At 40.8% G+C, this 18868-nt stretch carries 19 protein-coding genes; 2 read left to right on the top strand and 17 right to left on the bottom strand.

All coding sequences use genetic code 11. From position 1 onward, the window contains the following. Nucleotides 1-277: 277 nt before the first annotated feature. Together MUN87_RS20980 and MUN87_RS20975 are read right to left on the bottom strand one after the other, a co-directional pair. Nucleotides 278-796 (bottom strand): DoxX family protein, encoded by a 519-nt coding sequence (locus MUN87_RS20980; RefSeq protein ID WP_244743787.1) that lies wholly within the window; start codon nt 794-796, stop codon nt 278-280. A gap of 45 nt (nt 797-841) precedes the next feature. Beyond that, nucleotides 842-1360: a DoxX family protein gene (locus MUN87_RS20975; RefSeq protein ID WP_244743786.1), complete on the bottom strand. Its 519-nt coding sequence runs from the start codon at nt 1358-1360 to the stop codon at nt 842-844. Nucleotides 1361-1563: 203 nt separating this feature from the next. On the opposite strand from MUN87_RS20975, the gene MUN87_RS20970 reads away from it, so the two are divergent. After that, the gene (locus MUN87_RS20970; RefSeq protein ID WP_244743784.1) at nt 1564-2484 is read left to right on the top strand and encodes an aldo/keto reductase; all 921 of its coding nucleotides are present in this window, start codon (nt 1564-1566) and stop codon (nt 2482-2484) included. 172 nt (nt 2485-2656) lie between these two features. Here the strand turns inward: MUN87_RS20970 and MUN87_RS20965 are convergent, their stop codons facing one another. The 7 genes from MUN87_RS20965 to MUN87_RS20935 form a co-directional block, all read right to left on the bottom strand. Continuing rightward, nucleotides 2657-2908 (bottom strand): hypothetical protein, encoded by a 252-nt coding sequence (locus tag MUN87_RS20965; protein WP_244743782.1) that lies wholly within the window; start codon nt 2906-2908, stop codon nt 2657-2659. A gap of 115 nt (nt 2909-3023) precedes the next feature. Continuing rightward, complete coding sequence (locus tag MUN87_RS20960; protein WP_244743780.1) at nt 3024-3419, bottom strand: hypothetical protein; 396 nt, start codon at nt 3417-3419, stop codon at nt 3024-3026. Nucleotides 3420-3563: 144 nt separating this feature from the next. After that, nucleotides 3564-4475, bottom strand: coding sequence for a glycoside hydrolase family protein (locus MUN87_RS20955; protein WP_244743778.1), 912 nt, complete (start codon nt 4473-4475; stop codon nt 3564-3566). A gap of 81 nt (nt 4476-4556) precedes the next feature. Then, a complete protein-coding gene (locus MUN87_RS20950) occupies nt 4557-5378 on the bottom strand; it encodes a sugar phosphate isomerase/epimerase family protein (RefSeq protein WP_244743776.1) in 822 nt (273 codons plus the stop codon). Beyond that, the gene (locus MUN87_RS20945) at nt 5375-6553 is read right to left on the bottom strand and encodes a dihydrodipicolinate synthase family protein (RefSeq protein ID WP_244743775.1); all 1179 of its coding nucleotides are present in this window, start codon (nt 6551-6553) and stop codon (nt 5375-5377) included. Before MUN87_RS20945 ends, MUN87_RS20950 begins: the two co-directional genes overlap by 4 nt. Before the next feature lie 12 nt (nt 6554-6565). Continuing rightward, nucleotides 6566-7717, bottom strand: coding sequence for a Gfo/Idh/MocA family protein (locus tag MUN87_RS20940; RefSeq protein ID WP_244743773.1), 1152 nt, complete (start codon nt 7715-7717; stop codon nt 6566-6568). Between the two features lie 121 nt (nt 7718-7838). Beyond that, entirely contained in the window at nt 7839-8672 is an 834-nt protein-coding gene (locus tag MUN87_RS20935) for a helix-turn-helix transcriptional regulator (RefSeq protein ID WP_244743771.1), read from the bottom strand. Nucleotides 8673-8787: 115 nt separating this feature from the next. Here MUN87_RS20935 and MUN87_RS20930 point away from each other — a divergent pair, with 115 nt between their 5' ends. Beyond that, entirely contained in the window at nt 8788-9975 is a 1188-nt protein-coding gene (locus MUN87_RS20930) for a Gfo/Idh/MocA family protein (RefSeq protein WP_244743769.1), read from the top strand. Between the two features lie 206 nt (nt 9976-10181). Here the strand turns inward: MUN87_RS20930 and tnpC are convergent, their stop codons facing one another. From tnpC to MUN87_RS20890, 8 genes are all read right to left on the bottom strand, one after another. Then, on the bottom strand, nt 10182-11765 hold the full coding sequence (gene tnpC, locus MUN87_RS20925) for an IS66 family transposase (RefSeq protein ID WP_244743768.1): 1584 nt from the start codon (nt 11763-11765) through the stop codon (nt 10182-10184). A gap of 69 nt (nt 11766-11834) precedes the next feature. Continuing rightward, a complete protein-coding gene (tnpB, locus tag MUN87_RS20920) occupies nt 11835-12185 on the bottom strand; it encodes an IS66 family insertion sequence element accessory protein TnpB (RefSeq protein WP_244743766.1) in 351 nt (116 codons plus the stop codon). 274 nt (nt 12186-12459) lie between these two features. Further along, on the bottom strand, nt 12460-12849 hold the full coding sequence (dhaM, locus tag MUN87_RS20915) for a dihydroxyacetone kinase phosphoryl donor subunit DhaM (RefSeq protein ID WP_244743765.1): 390 nt from the start codon (nt 12847-12849) through the stop codon (nt 12460-12462). Between the two features lie 2 nt (nt 12850-12851). Then, a complete protein-coding gene (dhaL, locus tag MUN87_RS20910) occupies nt 12852-13472 on the bottom strand; it encodes a dihydroxyacetone kinase subunit DhaL (RefSeq protein ID WP_244743763.1) in 621 nt (206 codons plus the stop codon). 30 nt (nt 13473-13502) lie between these two features. Next, nucleotides 13503-14489, bottom strand: coding sequence for a dihydroxyacetone kinase subunit DhaK (dhaK, locus tag MUN87_RS20905; RefSeq protein ID WP_244743761.1), 987 nt, complete (start codon nt 14487-14489; stop codon nt 13503-13505). Nucleotides 14490-14604: 115 nt separating this feature from the next. After that, nucleotides 14605-16257 (bottom strand): glycerol-3-phosphate dehydrogenase/oxidase, encoded by a 1653-nt coding sequence (locus MUN87_RS20900; RefSeq protein ID WP_244743759.1) that lies wholly within the window; start codon nt 16255-16257, stop codon nt 14605-14607. A gap of 34 nt (nt 16258-16291) precedes the next feature. Continuing rightward, on the bottom strand, nt 16292-17782 hold the full coding sequence (glpK, locus tag MUN87_RS20895) for a glycerol kinase GlpK (protein ID WP_244743757.1): 1491 nt from the start codon (nt 17780-17782) through the stop codon (nt 16292-16294). A gap of 17 nt (nt 17783-17799) precedes the next feature. Next, nucleotides 17800-18651: an MIP/aquaporin family protein gene (locus tag MUN87_RS20890; RefSeq protein WP_244743756.1), complete on the bottom strand. Its 852-nt coding sequence runs from the start codon at nt 18649-18651 to the stop codon at nt 17800-17802. Nucleotides 18652-18868: the final 217 nt, after the last annotated feature.

Raw genomic sequence — 18868 nt, 5'->3', positions numbered from 1 at the left:
ATGCAATACAGCCTTTGTTAACATAATCCATATTATAGGAACGAAACTTCATGTTCACTATGATTACTGGTGAGACTGCATTTTTATACTTTCTGTTAAAATCAAAAACCACACGCATTAACGTTCGAGCGTGTGGTCTGAGTATAGGATTTACTGGGTATTGCTAACAGATCTATTTTAGATAATAGAAGATTTTAGTGAAAGCTCATCCAAAATCGCTTTCTAATCTTCAGGATGGAAGTTTAAGGACTTCTATTTGGTAATAGCTATCTTTTTGTCAGTGTGCCTCTGCGTGTCTAATATATTTTTTTTCGTTGCTATGGTTTATTTTATTTTTTAAAAATGGGATGACGTAACGATCCAGACCGAATCTTCCTGCGTTATATCCTGCTACAAGAATGAAGATCGTTAGTAAAATCATTTGGCCGTTTGTGCTTACGGTGCCACTGAAAAGAAATGCGAAATTCATAATGATTCCCATTAATGCTGCAAAGTTAGTAAACAAACCTAAAATTAAAGCTAAGCCTACGAGAAACTCTCCCCACATTACCATAAAGCTGAAGACGTTCGCACCTGGCATTGCGACATTTTCTAAGAAAGCTGCCCACCATCCTTGAACTGCTGGGTGATCGCCTGTTGCCTGGCCAATCGCACCTTGAATAAAACCACTTGCATCAAATCCACCGCCTGTTATTTTCCCCCAACCGCCTGTCAGCCATTGATAGCCTAAATATACTCGGATAAACGTCAACACACCTGCAACAACTTTATTATTTCTTAATAAATTCGTAAACACTTTAATCTCCCCTTTTTGTTCAATATTTCACATAAAATACTGTGCTTAATGACTACCTGCTACCAAATGCTTCACGTTATTTCTTCTTTTCTCCATGAATTGGTGTAAAAACGGAATCACATATCTGTCTAATCCAAACCTACCTGCATTATAACCAGCAACTAGTAATATAGCAGTTAATAAAATCATTTGTCCGTTTGTACTTACGGTTCCACTTAGAACAAAAGCAAAGTTCATGATAATTCCCATCAATGCTGCAAAATTAGTAAAAATGCCTAATATTAGTGCGATACCTACTAACAATTCACCCCACATCACTATGAAGCTAAATACACTTGCACCTGGTAAAGCTATGTTTTCTAAAAATGTAGCCCACCATCCTTGAACACTCGGATGTTCACCCGTTGCACCTGCGATAGCTCCTTGAATAAATCCTGATGCATCAAAACCTTCACCGGTAATTTTACCCCAGCCTGCTGTCATCCATTGATAACCTAAGTAGACTCTAATAAATGCCAGCAGCCCTGCAACAACACGATTTTCTCTGAGAAACTCGAAAAACATTTTCCTCACTCCTCCTTGTTCAATGTTTCACATGTATTTAAATAATTGTTTTACTACACTTTCATCATATCAAATTATTGTCATTCTGCAACAACATTGTTCAATACTTCACAATTTATTCATAGATTTATGTCAATTTTGTGACTTGCATACTTTTATCGGGTATGCTATAGGTATATGACTATATAAAGTGAGGTGTCCAAATGAAATATCGCAGACTTGGAAAAACAAATGTAAACGTATCTGTTGTTGGACTTGGTACATGGCAGTATGGTGGTGAATGGGGAATGGACTTTACACAGCTCGAAGTAGACCAGATTCTACATCAGGCAAAAACCGAAGGCATTAACTTAATTGATACTGCAGAATGTTATGGTGACCACTTATCAGAGCGATTTATCGGTGATTTCTTTAGCCGGGATAATCGGGAAGACTGGATTGTCGCAACAAAATTCGGACATCATTTTCATGGCAATTTTGAAAGAACACGTCATTGGAGCGCTGACGAAGTCTTAACACAACTGGATGCTTCTTTAAAATCTTTAAAAACGGATTATATCGATGTTTATCAGGCCCATTCCTGCAGTAATGACGAATTCCAGAATGACGAGCTGTGGACCATGCTGGATAAACAGAAGCAGGCAGGAAAGATTAAACATCTTGCTATTTCATTAAAAGATAATGATGATCCGTTCCAGACAGAGAAAGCGTCAGAAGTGGGGGCTGATGCCATTCAAGTAGTATATAATCGTCTTGATCGAGCTCCAGAAGAAGCGATTTATCCAGCAGCTATCCAGCAAGATCTAGGCGTTTTAGCAAGAGTACCATTAGCAAGTGGCTACTTATCAGGAAAATATAAGCCAGGCGCTACTTTTGAAAGTAACGATGTCCGATCAAAACACGATCAAAATCAGACGGAACGTGTGTTAAATATGGTGGAAGAAATTGCTCGTCATGAAGTCCCTGAAGGTGTCAATATGGCAAGCTGGGCACTTGCATGGTGTTTAAAGCATGAGGCCGTTACCACCGTCATTCCCGGTTGTAAAAGTCCCGAACAGGTCATTGCCAATGCTAGAGCTGCAGATTTAGAATTGGTTGCAAACGATCATCCTCAATCCAGGTGATCGAGGTTGAAACGAACAAAAGAATGGGATTTATCCTCGATTAGCACCAATATACTTCAGGTTCAAAAGTATAGCTCTCTAGCTTATTTTGACATGTTTTTTTGTGATAAGATACCCGCTCCTGCCAGCCACTTCCCGTCCTGCAAGGCTGGCCGGAGCTAATGAATAGACTCTACAGCACTAGTGACAAAATCCCGATAATAAATACCATGGCAGTGAGTATGACGGGTACTACAATTGGTCGTATTTCATCTTCCGTCGTGGCTTGTTGTAACTTCATTTTTACTTCCTTCCAACCGAAAATCAATACAAATATTGCAATCACTATAAATACATAAGGATATGCAGATGGAACATAATATGTAATCACAAAACCCAAAAACACAAGCATGGCAGGAATGACACGATAACGTTTCCTATTCACATGGTACCTCCGCTGTATTAAAAAAGAAAAACTCGGCATCATTTCACCTTTTAACAAGTGTGATTACTGCTGTAACTGCACTTTTATACTTTATTTGCTGATAGAAAAATTTAACCTAGTTACCGTAAACATCTTGGCGGATACTTTCATCTGTTGAGTAAGAGTTATTATAATAGCTATTTTCTTGTTCAATCTCTTCTTGATCAAGCTCCTCTGCATCTTCAGATGGCTCTTCCGACTCCAATTCTTCTTCTTCTTCTGATTCCTCTATCCGATCCGTATTCATTTCTGTAACAGAAATTTGTGAGGATGAGGAGATTAACTTCGTTTCATGAAGATGATAGGGATACTCTTTAATTGCATTTTGATTAAACACGGTCTTTCCTTGATAATAGCTTAGAACGAACCAGCCAATACCAATCAGCAGTGTAATACTAACTGCTATGGTTATGTATATTGCAAATGAATCATGAACTTTTCTCAGTATTCTCCCCTCCACAACACACGACATTTACACTACCAAATTACCATTACTAGCTAATAATGTAAAGACTATCAGATTATTTTCCTACTCTTTTTCTTTTATCCTAGTTACCTTGAATCAGTAAACTTGTTATTTTCCCAAAAAGTTAATCATCTGCTCCTCCTATACAAATTATACTTTTTTGTTACGATCACATATTAATCTGCCATTCACTAACTCAAGTTCAGCAATTTGAATCGATGACCTTTTTGCTTGATAACTCTCCTCCGTATATCCTTTGTTCCTGTCTGGATGTGTAAAATAAAAGATATACGCTTTCTCCTTTACTACCAGAACATCCGCATGAAGCGCGGGGCCTTGGTCATCCCTTCTATTACCGTCCTCACTGAGAATTTTGTTGTGTCTTCTCCACTCTATCGCATCATCAGATTGATAGACACCTTGTCCATTCCATTCATCAACGATCAGCCAATAGAATCCTTGCCACTTAAACACATTTGCTCCTTCATGCGGAAAATCTGTTATCACAGGCTCGCCTGTTGTCCAGTTATACAAGTCATCACTATCTGCAGCATAGGTATGACTCCCATTTCTTTCATCTTTATACCACATCCGCCATTTACCGTTTGGAAGTCTGTGTACAGCCGCATCGATCACAAAAGCAGAGCTTAAATCTAGGGTGCTTTGATAGTTCCATTGCCATAAATCTCTACTTGTATAATGCAAAATAGACCTGTAGTGCCCCTCCCATTTGGAAGGAATTCCTTCAATGTAACTGACATACATGTGATACATCCCTTCATGATAGATGACTTCAGGGGCCCAAAAAGTGTTTCGGCCATTTTGCACATCTAACCCTGAGACAGTACCTCGATATAACCAATCACAACCATCTTCAGAACTCGCAATTCCTAAATCCGTACCATGAACCCATGAAACGCCAATTCCAGGACTTGTTGTTCTTCTATTTGTATATAACATCCACCATTTCTGTTCTAAGTGGTTCCATATGACTGTTGGATCTGCAGCGCCATCATAGATTGGATCCCGAAAAAGTGGTGCGGGTGCAAATTTCTCTGTCATACTGCTAACCTCCTCCATATATATAGAAAAAAGTGTATCTTATTAGCAAGATACACTCTTTCCATCCCATCCCTAACTATCTTATACGTGCTTTGCGAAACTTTGCTTGACTTCTTTCAGTACATCATCCCCATCACGGTCCCATAAAGATTGGTTAATAATCTCCACTTCAATTGGACCATGATATCTTGCTGTCTCTACTGCTTTTCGCATTTTATTGATCTCGATCACGCCATCACCCATCATAGAACGGCCTTTGAACATATCATCCATTGGGACTTTCCAGTCTGATACATGGAAGCCAAGAATTCTTCCTTTTGCTCTTTCGATTTCCGCATAAAGATTCGGATCCCACCAGACATGATAGACGTCGACTACCACACCTACTTCATCTGCTGCATACTTTTCGGCGATGGTAGATGCCTGATCCATCGTATTAATAACCGATCTGTCGGCAGCAAACATTGGATGAAGCGGTTCGATCGCCAATTTAACACCGTGATCTTTAGCAAAAGGAACAAGCTGATCAATGCCTTCTGCTACTTGCTCTCTCGCCGTTAAAATATCTTTATCTGCGCTGGGTCCACACACTAATACTAATGTATCGGTTCCCAACTCTGCTGCTTCTTCGACGGCACGTTTATTATCGTCGATACGATCTGCCCGTTCTTTCGCTGTCGCCGCAGGGAACATTCCACCACGACATATACTGGACACCTGCAAGCCAGCATCTTGAATTAATTTTTTAGATTTCGATAGTCCTATTTCCGCAATCTTATGACGCCAGACCGAAATCCATGGTACTTCATTTCGGACACAGCCCTGCACTGCTTCCTCTAGTGTCCATTGCTCAATTGTAATTTGATTGAGACTAAGACGACTCATTAATTGCTGATCTGTCATCGCACACCCTCCTGTTTCACACCTGCTAGTTCAAGAGCAAGACGCATTCTTTCCGTTGCCAGTGCTGGATCTCGTAACAAGCCAGCTTCATCTGCCATTACAAACAGATCAGATAAATGTACAATCGAACGCGCACTTTCTTTTCCACCTATCATGCGGAAGTGATCTTGGTGACCATTTAAATAAGCCATAAAGACAACACCTGTTTTATAAGAAAAAGTAGGTGATTGGAAAATATGTCGCGATAATGGTACCGTTTTTTCCAATAACTGATCATACTTTTGCATGTCTCCAGCATCTAATGCATGCATTGCTGCCGCAGCAGCTGGTGCGATCGCATCAAAGATACCCAACAAAGCATGACTGTAGCCCTTCTCATCACCTTTAATTAATTCTGGATAATTAAAGTCGTCTCCCGTATACATGCGAACACTATCAGGTAGTAATCTGCGCATTTGGATTTCTTTCTGATCATCTAATAATGAAATCTTAATACCATCCACTTTTGATTCATTATCGCGGATTATCTGTAAGCATACTTCCATCGCCTTGTCTACATCTTCATATCCCCAATAACCTTTCAGTGCGGGATCAAACATATCACCTAACCAATGCAAAATAACAGGCTCGGATACGTTTTGCAAGATTTTATTGTAGACACGCTGGTAATCCTCTGGTCCTTTTGCGCAAGCTGCAAGCGCACGGCTTGCCATTAAAATAATTTTTCCACCTTCACCTTCGACAAAAGATACCTGCTCTTCATACGCTCTCTCGACATCTTCTAAAGTGACAGATGGGGAAGGTTCTAAATGATCGGTCCCTACCCCACTCGCGATATTGCCTCCTACCGCTTTTGCTTCTTTTGTGGAGCGGGAAATTAATTCTTTCGCACCTTCCCAGCTTAGCCCCATGCCACGCTGTGCCGTATCCATTGCCTCTGCAACAGATAATCCAAGCGACCATAAATAGTGACGGTATTCCATTGTTTTGTCCCAATCGATTTGAGCATTTAAGGTAGGATCCGCATCCGCCAATGGATCAGCTACCACATGGGCAGCTGAAAATGCGGTTCTCTTCTCAAATGGTTTATCCTTTGGAATGTCAAAAGGTGTATAAGCACTTGCTTCATACGTATATATGCTTCGATCTTTATTTGGCAAAATTAACTTCGTCATTGTTGTACCTCCTTACAATTTAATATCCGGTACGTCTACCCAACGTCTTTCTTCCCATGATTTCAAACCAAGGTCAGACAGCTGTGTTCCTTTTGCCCCTTCTAATAGATCCCAAGGGAATGCTTCGCCTGTGAACACATGCTTTAAGAACAGTTCCCATTGCACTTTAAAGCCGTTATCAAATACATCATTTGCTGGTACTTCCTGCCATTGATCCTGGAAGTCAAATGGATTATCAATATCCGGATTCCAAGTTGGCTTCGGAGTATTGACACGGTGCTGTACTTTACAATCACGCAGACCTGCCACTGCACTACCTTCTGTACCATCAACCTGGATGGTTAATAAGTCATCGCGATTAACACGAACAGCCCATGAAGAGTTGGCTTGCACGATTACGCCATTATCCAGTTCAAATGTTCCATATGCAGCATCATCTGCGGTAGCCTTATAGGCTTCACCATTTTCATCGATACGCTCCGGAATGTGTGTGGCACCCAGACAGGAAACTGATTTTACATTACCGAACAGATTATCAATCACATAGCGCCAATGTGCAAACATATCAACGATAATTCCGCCGCCATCTTCTTTACGATAATTCCAGGATGGACGCTGTGCTTCTTGCCAATCCCCTTCAAATACCCAATAACCAAATTCCATTCTGACGGAAAGCATTTCTCCAAAGAAACCAGAATCAATCAGGCGCTTTAATTTCAGAAGACCTGGTAAGAACAATTTATCCTGGACAACACCATTTTTTACACCAGCTTCTCTTGCTAATCTGGCTAATTCTACAGAACCTTCTAAATTAGTTGCGGTTGGCTTCTCACAATAAATATGTTTACCAGCAGCAATTGCCTGTTTAATAGATTCTGCTCTTCTGACAGTAGTTTGTGAGTCAAAATAGATTTCGTTGTAATCGTCAGCTAATGCTGATTCAAGATCAGTAGAGTAACGTTCGATACCATGTTCTTCTGCCAACGCTTTCAATTTCTTCTCATTACGACCGACAAGAATCGGATCAGGCATTAATGTATCTTCATTTTTAAGCAGGACACCGCCTTGCTCTCTAATCGCTTTAATGGAACGAATCAAGTGCTGGTTCGTTCCCATTCTTCCCGTAACCCCATTCATAATAATTCCAATTTTATGTTGTGCCATTCCTTATTGCCCCTTTCAATTGCTAAGTTACCCCTATCTTAGCGTAATAAAAAAAATTCGTCTTATTAATCTAAGAACGAATTTCTTAATTTCGGAAATGAATTATGTCGAAAAACAAAAATTAGTCATGTGTCTCTGGTAACTGTTCCATATGGCGTTGTTTCGTCCGATATTTATGTGGCGATATATCGGTACTGTTTTTGAACGTCCGGTAAAAGGTAGAGATCGATTCAAAGCCTACCTCGAAACAGATCGAAGCGATATCTTTCTCGGTCTCTGCGAGCATTTTCTTTGCCAATCCGATCCGTACTTCCGTTAAATATTGTATAGGAGTAATTTGATAGGTTTCTTTGAAAATGGTATTCATGTGTCTCGTACTCATTCCCAGTCTCGCTGCCAAATCTTCAGCATGAATCCAATCAAAGTAATGACTGTCAATGTATTCTTTTAACCTTTCAGAACGTAAAGTATTAGCATCAACCGTCTCGGAGTGCTGCTCTCCACGTGCGATTAAAAGCAGCAGATGGGAGAGAAAGGTTTGCAACGCCGTTTCTTGATGTAAGCTTGGATTCGCCTGTTCATATAACATCGTCCTTAATAGCTGGCGGATTTCACTACTGTTAAATGGATTTAATCCGATGAATTTCGACTCGTATAACGTTTTATCGAACAAGGCTCGATTACTGCTATTGATGATACGTCCATCAAATGCTAATACCAGAACCGTTAATTTATGATTAGACACGATCGCATGAGAGGTTAACGGCGTAATAAAACTCAAATGATCTTGTTCGAATTGAAACTCTTTTCCGTCCAGTATGATCTTACCCGTTCCTTCGAGTGCATAAATCAGCTGGTACACCTGATGATGATGCTCTTCAATTCTGTCTCCGCCTGTATGTTTACTCTCGTATAATTGAATTCCGTATGGTTCCATTCTGACATCTTTTAACATGTAACCGCTCCACTTTTTTATAGAATTTAATTTGCTTTTACTGCGAAAAAAAAGAAGTTGTGATATATTGCTATTATATTATAAAGTGTTGAATAGAAAAAGTGAGGAGAATCCAATGATGAATCAAAAAATTTCTGTTGTATTAGTTGGTATAGGGGGATATGGAAACGTATATTTACGCAATTTATTTAGTGGTGAATTTGAAAGCGCATTCGTTGCAGGGGTTGTCGATGTTAGTCCCGAACGGTCTGATTACCATCAGGAAATTATCGATAAAAAGATACCAATCTATGATTCTTTGGAGCAATTCTATCAAGAGCATCAAGCAGATCTGGCTATCATTTCTACACCGATCCATTTACATAAACAGCAAGCTTGTTTAGCCATGGAAAAGGGCAGTCATGTTCTGTGTGAAAAACCAGCAACAGCTAATCCAGCACATTTGCAAGAAATGATTGATACAAGAGATCGAACAGGAAAGCGGTTGGCTATCGGTTTTAACTGGTGCTTTATTGAATCCATACAAAAGTTAAAACAAGCCATTTTGGACGGTGATTTCGGAAAACCGCTACGCATGAAAAGTGTAGTGCTGTGGCCTAGAAATGCTGATTATTTCAACCGTTCAAGCTGGGCTGGCAAAAAATATAGTCCAGATGGAGAAATGATTTTTGACAGTGTGGCTAATAATGCCACCGCTCATTTCCTTCTTCACCTCCTCTACTTAGCAGGAGATACTATCGAGACAAGCGCAGAAATCGAGCAATTATCAGCAGAGTTATATCGTGCTAACCCGATCGAAACATTTGATACATGTGCGGTTCATCTTTATACGAAAAACAATGTAGAAATGATTTACTTAGCCACCCATGCTGTGGAAGATGAACATGAGCCAAAATATCAGATGGAGTTTGAAAATGCGACGATTACGTATCACCCTGAAGAGAGCGAAAATGAAATAATTGTAAAATGGAAAGACGGCAGAGAAAAAATTTATCATGATGATCCCGAGAAGAAACATAATGCCAAACTGGGGGTTATGTTAGAAGCGATACAAAACGAGCAGCAAAGTATTTTATGTGGCCCAGAAGCAGCCCGTGCTCATGTGAACGCGATTTATGGCATGCATCAATCCGTAAAGGACATTCCTCATTTCCCTAAGGATGTGATTGAGTATCATGAAGATCGCAAATTAACAACCGTCGAAAATCTAGACAGCATTTTCACACAATGCTATGACCAATTCTGCCTGCCGAACGACCTTGGCGTGGAGTGGAGTCAAACGGGTGAAATTATCAAATTTTAATTGTATTAATGCGATCCGGAAAAGACTATTTTTCCGGATCCACTCATTTTGATACTTTGTCAATGAGCATTACTCCATTAATTCTCCCTATCACTTTACGAAATATAAAGAAAAAGTGAGCATAAACCATATTATAAGGTAAGCGCCCAATACTCAAGTATATAGAAAAATACCCAACACTGAGCTAAACTTAGACTTGAGATAGGTTAGCGAATGTGTTGGGTATGCTCCTGTTCATTTCGTTTCAGTTTCCTATTTTTTTGGCAGCGAGCTTGTACTGTCGGATGCCATGGCAAATAAGCTTCCAATTTCCCAGAATCGGCAAGGATCTCTAGGTTTGGTAGTTCTTCAAGTAAATATGTAATATAGGTTTCCGGAATCAGGTTGTTTTGTTTCGCTGTTTCGATGAGACTCATGATAACGGCTGCTGCCTTTGCTCCTTCAAAGGTAGCGCTGAACAACCAATTTTTCCGACCTGTCACGAAAGCTTTCATCGCACGTTCTGCTCGATTGTTATCAAGCACTAATCGATTATCTTTTAATACAGTGCGGAAAGTAGCTTCATATTTCAGTGCATACTCAATGGCCGTTCCTAATTTACTGCCAGAGAGGACGGGTTGTGCACGCAACCAACCGAAGAAGTTATCCATTTCTGGTTGAAGGACTTCTTCTCGCTTTTTCAGCCGATCGTTCGGTGATAGCGATTCCCACGATCGTTCATATCGAAAGAACCGATCACAAGCTTCTACCCCTTGTCGACTTACCGCATCGGCCGGACAATCTTTCGGCATCGCTTCCCAGAATTTACGGCGTACATGCGCCCAACAGCCAGCTAATTCTGCCTCCTCTAAGGCTTGATAAGCGGACCACATATCACAATGAACATATCCCTTATAATGGGAGAGGAAGTCTTTGGCGACATGCGATCCCCGACTTGCATCATGATGATAAAGGGTGATGGGGTGCTCGCTATGTTTACCACTTAAAAAGGTCCAGTAGTACGTCTTTTTTGTATCACTTTCCAATACGTGATAAGAGGTTTCATCCGCATGTAAGATATCTTGTTCCACCAGCTTTTCTTTCAATACCTGATAAAACGGTTCTAAATAATATTGAGAGACTTTGATATGCCAGTTGGTAATATGTTGTCGCGTAATCGGTAATCCCATCCGATGCCAATCCTCTTCCTGGCGGTACGCGGGTACTTTTAACGAAAATTTCTGATGAATCGTTTGAGCAATAATAGAGGCAGAACCCAAGCTATTATCCATCGGTGCTTTCGGAACAGGCGCTTTGACAATCTTATCTGTCATTCCTTTTTGAGAACAACCCTCACATTTATAGGCGTGTTGGTAGTGGACATGCCGGTTGAGCTGAGCTGGGATATAAACCAGTTCTTCTCGCACGGGATAACTTCCTATCTCTTTCATGGTTGTCTCACAAGTTGGGCATGCACAAGCATCCCCAACCAGTTCATGATGAACAGGATGTTCCGAAAATTGATGTAAAATAGCTTGTTTTCTGCCTTTAGACTTTTTTCGATGATATGTAATGGTTTCCTTTTCTTCTTCCAAGGGTACCGGTGCTTCCGGTGCGTCAAATAACGAAAGCTGGTTATCATCTGTGGGAATGGATTCTTTTGACTTTCCAAATAGCTTTTGCGTTAAGTACTCTGCTTGTTCACGCAACAATTTCAACTCATTCGCTTGATGAGCGAGTTGAGCCGTTAATTGGTCTATTTGTTTCGCTTGCGCTTGGATGACTTGCGTTAAAGCATCGACGGAACTCATACACGTTTCTCCCTCTTTCGATTAATACGTATAGTATATCAAAGGAAAGGGAACAAGGCGACCCAAACGTTAATAAAAGACACGGTGAGACGCCTCTTTTATCGGCGGATCTATAGCGAAACCACGCAGTAACCAATCCACTTGTTGGGCCGTCAATGATCTCGCTTCTCTTATGGTTCGAGGCCATTTTAATTGGCCGTTCTCAAACCGCTTATACAGTAACCAAAAACCCTCCCCATCCCAATAGAGTGCTTTAAAGCGATCTTGTTTGTTCCCACAAAAGAAAAACAAAGCATCCTGGAATGGATCTAAGTCAAACTGTGATTGGACGGTATAAGCTAATGAATCAATGCCATAGCGCATATCCGTTTTACCACATACGATATAACATCTTTTCGCATCCTCTACATTTACAATCAATCCAAAACCTCCTATACAATTGTCTTAAGATAAGTGTATAGGAGAATGATTGGTTCTTATAGATACTTCGTTATTGGGCGCTTACATTATAAGAACCTTTACTTTCATTTTCTAAACTAAAATATTGTAATTCCGCTTTCATGAGGTAATTATGCAGAGCAAAAGCCGGACTCGACACGTATGGTAGCTATCATAAATTCGTGTCATGTCCGGCTTTTATCACGGCGCTAACCGTCCGTAATACCCCCACTGATTGAAGTCTTACTTAGTTGTATTACATATCTTCTAACTCAAGCTTCGTTAGGCTCTTCATAATTTTCTCTAAAGAATAGCCCATATTAGCCTCGACTGCGGCAATGTATGCTCCTTCTACTAAAGGAACGTGATTTGCAAGTTTGATTTGGTCACGTTCGGAAAATTCGATGGCCATTTCCGCATTCATTTTTGCACTGCCCAAATCATAGAGAAGAATGACACCTTTCCCTTGATCCACATCCTCAATTGCCTTACCGATTAACTCCATACTTGTTCCAATTTCTCCATCGTCTGTTCCTGCAGCAATAGCAATGGGAACATCTGAGATGACTTGACTGATCAAGTCGCAGACACCCTCTCCTATCTTCTTACTGTGAGAAATGATAACAAGTCCTACTTTGTCCGCCATTTTTAGTCCTCCATTTCGATAACCGTTGCCAGTGCTTCAAAAATATAAAAAGATGACATAGAACCGGGATCTACGTGCCCACGGGAGCGCTCATTTAAATAAGAAGCCCTGCCTTTAGTCGCCTTCAGCTCACGTGTATCTTCAATCGTTGCCTGACATACCTCGAGCATTTCCTGCCAATCTTCTACTTTTTCGCTACCTAGGAATTCAGCCACCTGATACCATACATCATATAACGTTTTTTCTCCAAATTCGGCATTGCCACGCATTTTTATCCCCTCCAATGCCTGATCTGTTGCAGCTTTAAGATTTTGTTGATTTACTTCTTGCCCTTGCAATGCTGTTGCCATTTTCAAAAAAGCTGTGCCATAAAGTGGACCGGAGGCACCTCCAACTTTAGCTGTTAATGTCATCGCTGCAGATTTTAATACATCTGCGACTGAATCATATTCTGTACCATCAATTTTTGCCACTACTTCACCGAAGCCCCGTGCCATGTTAATTCCATGATCTCCATCACCGATTGCCTGATCTAAGGCGGTTAATTGTTCTTTGTTCGTTTCCATTCTTTTATGAATTTCTTTCATCCATTGTTTTGTCTTTTCCACCGTCAATATCATCATTACATTCTCCTTCTTGAAACATCATTTTAATCAAAAAGCTGGTGCATCTGTTTTTGCTGACAATGCGGATTTAATCTGATCGTCCACTTTTAAAACAGTAATAGAGAATCCAGCCATCTCTAGAGATGTCATGTATTCACCAACCCAGTTTGCATAAATCGTAATTCCTCTTTCCTTTAGTAATCCAGCAACTTGCCGATACACGATATAGAGCTCCATCTCAGGTGTAGCGCCCATTCCGTTGATCATAACAGCAACTTCACTATTATCATAATCATGATCTGCCAGAATTTTTTCCAAAAGCGTATGTGCAATACGATCTGCTGACTGGAGTGGTACACGTTCTATTCCTGGTTCTCCATGGATACCAGTACCTATTTCCATTTCATCTTCTTCCAGTGTAAAGCTTGGTTTTCCTGAAGCTGGGACGGTACATGGTGATAACGCAACACCCATGGAACGCACATTATTCTTTACATTTTCTGCAGCTGCTTTCACTTCCGATAATGGGGCATTTGTATCTGCAACTGCCCCAGCTACTTTATGAACAAAGACTGTTCCGGCAATTCCTCTTCTGCCAGAGGTAAACGTACTGTCCTCCACGGCTACATCATCATTTACGATTACTTTCTCAACTGTAATTCCTTCTGCCTCCGCCAATTCTGCCGCCATATCAAAGTTCATCACATCACCTGTATAGTTCTTAATAATGAGCAAGACGCCTTCTCCACTATCAACAGCCTTGATGGCTTCTAATACTTGATCTGGTGTCGGAGATGTAAAAACTTCTCCTGCAACAGCGGCATCGAGCATACCCTTACCTACATAACCAGCATGGGCTGGCTCATGCCCGCTTCCGCCACCACTGACAATGCCTACTTTTCCGGATACCGGAGCATCTTTCCTCACCACTACAGTTGTATCCGGTAATCGTTTCAAGGTGTTACTATGAGCTTTCACAAATCCATCAAGCATTTCTTCCACTACTGCATCCGTATGATTTATCACTTTCTTCAAAACAGATCACCTCTTCACATCGTATAGTTCTATCGTAAACAAAAATGAGCAAATATTCCAAATATATCATGTGCAATTCGATACAAAAGGAGAAAAAAGCCGCGAGACTAATGCCTCACGACGTTTTTGGATGTACGGCTTCATAGAGCAGTTGATCTAATTCCTTTGTATACTCTGTCGTTTGTAATGCTGTCCATCCTAATTGCTGTTCCATTTCTTTTATCACAGCATCCTTTTCTTGTTGTACCCAATTAATATCAAAGAACAACGCACCTGTTCTGCGAATGAAAAAGTCAACCGGTTTACATGCCGCTTCGTGTTCTAAACTGTAGGTAAGCATAGCACTTGTTAAGGCTCCCAGTTCACCAGGATTTTTCACTGCTTGCTGATAATAATCAAATACTGTCTCAACATTTGAACCATAGCGTTGGACGAGCATTTCCGCTTCTTCCGTCGTCAGGCCAAGTTCTACACCTTTTGGAATTTGTTCTTCCTTAAATTGTTTGAATCCTGCAGAGCCTCCAACATCACCGCCAGAGATCGGCAATTTTTTCGTATCACTTGGATAAAACACTTTACGTTCAGCTTCTACCATTTTATCATGAATAACATTCACAACATGTTCAGCCATTTTTCGGTACCCGGTTAACTTACCACCTGCAATAGAAATAAGGCCTGAATCTGATTCAAAAATCTCATCTTTACGTGAAATCTCAGACGGGTCTTTGCCCTCTTCATGAATCAATGGACGTAAACCAGACCAGCTTGATTCGACATCATCCGCCGTTATCTTCAAATCAGGGAACATGAAATCAATTGCATTTAAGACATAATCACGGTCTGCCTCCGTCATTGTTGGATGTGCAATATTACCTTCATACACCGTATCTGTCGTACCAACATAGGCTTTTCCATCACGTGGAATAGCAAACACCATCCGGCCATCAGGTGTATCGAAGTAGATCGCTTGTTCTAATGGAAAGCGTGAATGATCGAATACAAGGTGAATCCCTTTTGTTAATTGTAACGTTTTGCCCTTCTTAGACTGATCTTTCTCACGGATTGTATCTACCCATGGACCAGCGGCGTTCACGATATATTTTGCATCAAGTTCATGTGTCTCATCAGTCAATTGATCTGTTACTTCTACACCAGTAACCTTGCCGTGCTCATAAAGTAATTCCGTCACCTTGGTATAATTGATCGATAGAGCACCTTTCTCCACCGCTTTTTTCATGACTTCCATCGTTAAACGAGCATCATCTGTACGATACTCTACATAATAACCGGCACCTTTTAAGCCATTTTCTTTCAAGAGTGGTTCGCGTTTGATTGCTTCCTGACTGTTTAACATTTTGCGGCGCTCTGATTTCTTGACACCTGCGAGAAAATCATAAACCCGTAATCCGATATTAGTGGAAAACGGACCAAATGTTCCTTGATCATAAAATGGCAACATCATCCATTCAGGAACCGTAACATGTGGACCATTTTCGTATACAATTTCACGCTCTTTTCCAACTTCAGCTACCATCTTCACTTCAAATTGTTTTAAATAACGCAACCCACCATGTACTAGCTTAGTGGAGCGGCTCGAGGTACCTGCCGCAAAATCCTGCATTTCTACGACAGCTACTTTCAGCCCGCGCATGACTGCGTCCAATGCAATTCCTGCACCAGTGATACCTCCACCAATAACGACCATGTCCAATTGTTCTTTTTTCATCTCTTGGTACATTTCTGTTCGTTGTTTACTTGAAAAAGTCATAGATTTCGCCCCCAAAAAATTGAATTGATTAAGATTATTTGAATACTCTTGTTGCTTCTACTGCTTTTTTCCAGCCTGTATATAATTTTTCTCTTTCTTCGTTCTTCATATTCGGTTCGAACCGTTTATTTACATCCCATTGTGTTTTGATTGCTTCTCTGTCATCCCAGTAACCGACAGCTAGCCCTGCTAAGTAGGCTGCACCTAATGCAGTCGTTTCAATCACTTCTGGTCTTTCCACAGGTACGTCTAATATGTCACTTTGAAATTGCATAAGAAAATCATTGGCTACTGCACCACCATCTACACGTAATGATGTCACGTCTAGATCAGAATCTTCTATCATTGCTTTAAGAACGTCCTTTGTCTGATAAGCAATTGATTCTAATGTCGCACGAATAAAATGTTCTTTCTTCGTTCCACGTGTTAAGCCAAATGCCGCTCCACGCGCATCACTGTCCCAGTACGGAGTTCCAAGCCCTACGAAAGCTGGCACCATATATACCCCTTCTGCTGATTCCACTCGTGACGCATATTTTTCCGAGTCTTTGGATGAATGAAACATTCTTAAGCCATCACGTAACCATTGAACAGCTGAACCGGCAACAAAAATACTACCTTCAAGTGCATATTCTACTTTTCCATCTACTCCACATGCTAATGTGGTTAATAAACCATTGTTAGAGCGAACGGGCTCTTCACCGGTATGCATCAGCATAAAACACCCGGTTCCATAAGTATTTTTTACCATTCCTTTTTCAAAGATGGCCTGACCAAACAATGCTGCCTGCTGATCACCAGCTGCCCCAGCGATTGGTACGTTCTGACCAAAGAAATGATAATCCACTGTTTCCCCATACACCTCAGAAGAAGATTTCACCTCAGGAAGCATGCTCTTAGGTACACCGAGAATATCCAACAATTCATCATCCCATTTAAGGTCGTATATGTTATACATAAGCGTACGTGAAGCATTGGAATAATCCGTTACATGCTCGTTACCACCTGTTAATTTATAAATTAACCACGTGTCAATTGTTCCGAATAACAACTCTCCATTGTCTGCTTTTTCTCTGGCTCCATCCACGTTGTCTAAAATCCATTTCACTTTCGTACCGGAAAAATAAGCGTCTATTAGTAATCCGGTCTTTTGACGAAAAGTATCCTGGTGACCAGCTTCTCTTAATTCGCGGCAAATACCTTCCGTTTGTCGCGACTGCCATACAACTGCTTTATAGATAGGCTTCCCCGTTTTCTTATCCCAAACCACTGTTGTTTCGCGTTGATTGGTAATGCCAATACCTGCAATTTGTGATGCCTCAATATCAGCTTTTCTTAATGCTTCAGAAATACACGCCAATACAGAAGTCCAGATTTCATTTGCATCGTGCTCTACCCAGCCTGATTTCTGAAAAAATTGTTCAAACTCACGCTGTCCTACCTCTACAATTTCTCCTTCTTGATTAAAAATAATCGCTCTTGAACTAGTTGTTCCCTGATCAATTGATAAAATATATTTCTCCATCTTTATCCTCCTCTAAATTAATGATTTGTATAGCTTGTTTCTTGAGAAGACTGCTTAGATACTGCCAATTGCGTATGTTGTTTTTTTTGTTCGTCGGCTAATGCTACTCCTAGTAGTATTAGTACCACTAAAGACATTATCCAAAACAATGGTGTAAAATCGCCTTCAAAAAATGCTTTATAAAAAACAGCTCCATAGACACCACCAATGATTGGCCCTAGTACCGGTATTGCGGCATATTTCCAATTGGAATCTCCTTTTCCGATAATCGGTAAAAAAGCATGTGCAATTCTTGGTCCTAAATCACGAGCCGGATTAATGGCATAACCCGTCGGTCCACCTAGGGATAAACCGATTGCAACAATCAGCAGCCCGACAATTGCTGGATTTAGCCCTTCCGTAAAATCGTTTGCACCAATGAACAGCAAACCCATTACTAAGACAAATGTCCCGATCATTTCACTAACTAGGTTCGCAGGCGCACTTTTTATCGCAGGATCCGTTGCAAAAACGGATAATTTTGCTGCTGGATCATCCGTTTCTTTCCAATGTGGCAGGTATTGAAAGAAGACAATAACACCACCAATAATGGCACCAATCATTTGGGCTAAAATATACATCGGCACTTTTTCCCAAGGAAATTCTCCGATACTGGCAAATCCTAAAGTTACCGCCGGGTTAATGTGAGCATCGGATACGCTTCCAACTGCATACACCCCCATTGCTACACCAAGTCCCCATCCTAGTGTAACGACAATCCATCCGCCTCCTTCTGCTTTCGATTTCTTTAGCGACACACCGCCGACTACGCCACCACCTAGTATAATTAAGATCATGGTTCCGATTAATTCTGCTAGAAACTCAGACATTCTAACACTCCTTCACAGTATGTTAGTAATCTATACCCATATTTTGACGCATAGATGCACTTTTTGCCGAAAAATAAGAAAAGCGCAAGCGACCGTTTAGAAACGTAGCGACTGGACGGCATCAACTGAGATAAAGGAATCACGGTGAGCAAGTGATGCTGATGATGACTTTCGCCCAAGGGCATAAGGGCGATGCAGGAAGTCGCCTAGTTTCTTG

The organism is Gracilibacillus salinarum (assembly GCF_022919575.1).
In the GTDB taxonomy this organism is placed as follows: Bacteria; Bacillota; Bacilli; order Bacillales; family Amphibacillaceae; genus Gracilibacillus; species Gracilibacillus salinarum.
This window is presented reverse-complemented; position numbering and strand designations above follow the sequence as displayed.

What these genes read in the sequence shown, in the direction of transcription:
- MUN87_RS20950 (WP_244743776.1), bottom strand. Translation starts at nt 5,378, where the DNA reads ATGACAGATCAGCAATTAATGAGTCGTCTTAGTCTCAATCAAATTACA.
- MUN87_RS20960 (WP_244743780.1), bottom strand. Translation starts at nt 3,419, where the DNA reads ATGTCGTGTGTTGTGGAGGGGAGAATACTGAGAAAAGTTCATGATTCA.
- MUN87_RS20945 (WP_244743775.1), bottom strand. Translation starts at nt 6,553, where the DNA reads ATGACGAAGTTAATTTTGCCAAATAAAGATCGAAGCATATATACGTAT.
- MUN87_RS20940 (WP_244743773.1), bottom strand. Translation starts at nt 7,717, where the DNA reads ATGGCACAACATAAAATTGGAATTATTATGAATGGGGTTACGGGAAGA.
- glpK (WP_244743757.1), bottom strand. Translation starts at nt 17,782, where the DNA reads ATGGAGAAATATATTTTATCAATTGATCAGGGAACAACTAGTTCAAGA.
- MUN87_RS20930 (WP_244743769.1), top strand. Translation starts at nt 8,788, where the DNA reads ATGATGAATCAAAAAATTTCTGTTGTATTAGTTGGTATAGGGGGATAT.
- MUN87_RS20890 (WP_244743756.1), bottom strand. Translation starts at nt 18,651, where the DNA reads ATGTCTGAGTTTCTAGCAGAATTAATCGGAACCATGATCTTAATTATA.
- MUN87_RS20955 (WP_244743778.1), bottom strand. Translation starts at nt 4,475, where the DNA reads ATGACAGAGAAATTTGCACCCGCACCACTTTTTCGGGATCCAATCTAT.
- MUN87_RS20900 (WP_244743759.1), bottom strand. Translation starts at nt 16,257, where the DNA reads ATGACTTTTTCAAGTAAACAACGAACAGAAATGTACCAAGAGATGAAA.
- tnpC (WP_244743768.1), bottom strand. Translation starts at nt 11,765, where the DNA reads ATGAGTTCCGTCGATGCTTTAACGCAAGTCATCCAAGCGCAAGCGAAA.
- MUN87_RS20970 (WP_244743784.1), top strand. Translation starts at nt 1,564, where the DNA reads ATGAAATATCGCAGACTTGGAAAAACAAATGTAAACGTATCTGTTGTT.
- dhaL (WP_244743763.1), bottom strand. Translation starts at nt 13,472, where the DNA reads ATGATGATATTGACGGTGGAAAAGACAAAACAATGGATGAAAGAAATT.
- MUN87_RS20975 (WP_244743786.1), bottom strand. Translation starts at nt 1,360, where the DNA reads ATGTTTTTCGAGTTTCTCAGAGAAAATCGTGTTGTTGCAGGGCTGCTG.
- MUN87_RS20935 (WP_244743771.1), bottom strand. Translation starts at nt 8,672, where the DNA reads ATGTTAAAAGATGTCAGAATGGAACCATACGGAATTCAATTATACGAG.
- dhaM (WP_244743765.1), bottom strand. Translation starts at nt 12,849, where the DNA reads ATGGCGGACAAAGTAGGACTTGTTATCATTTCTCACAGTAAGAAGATA.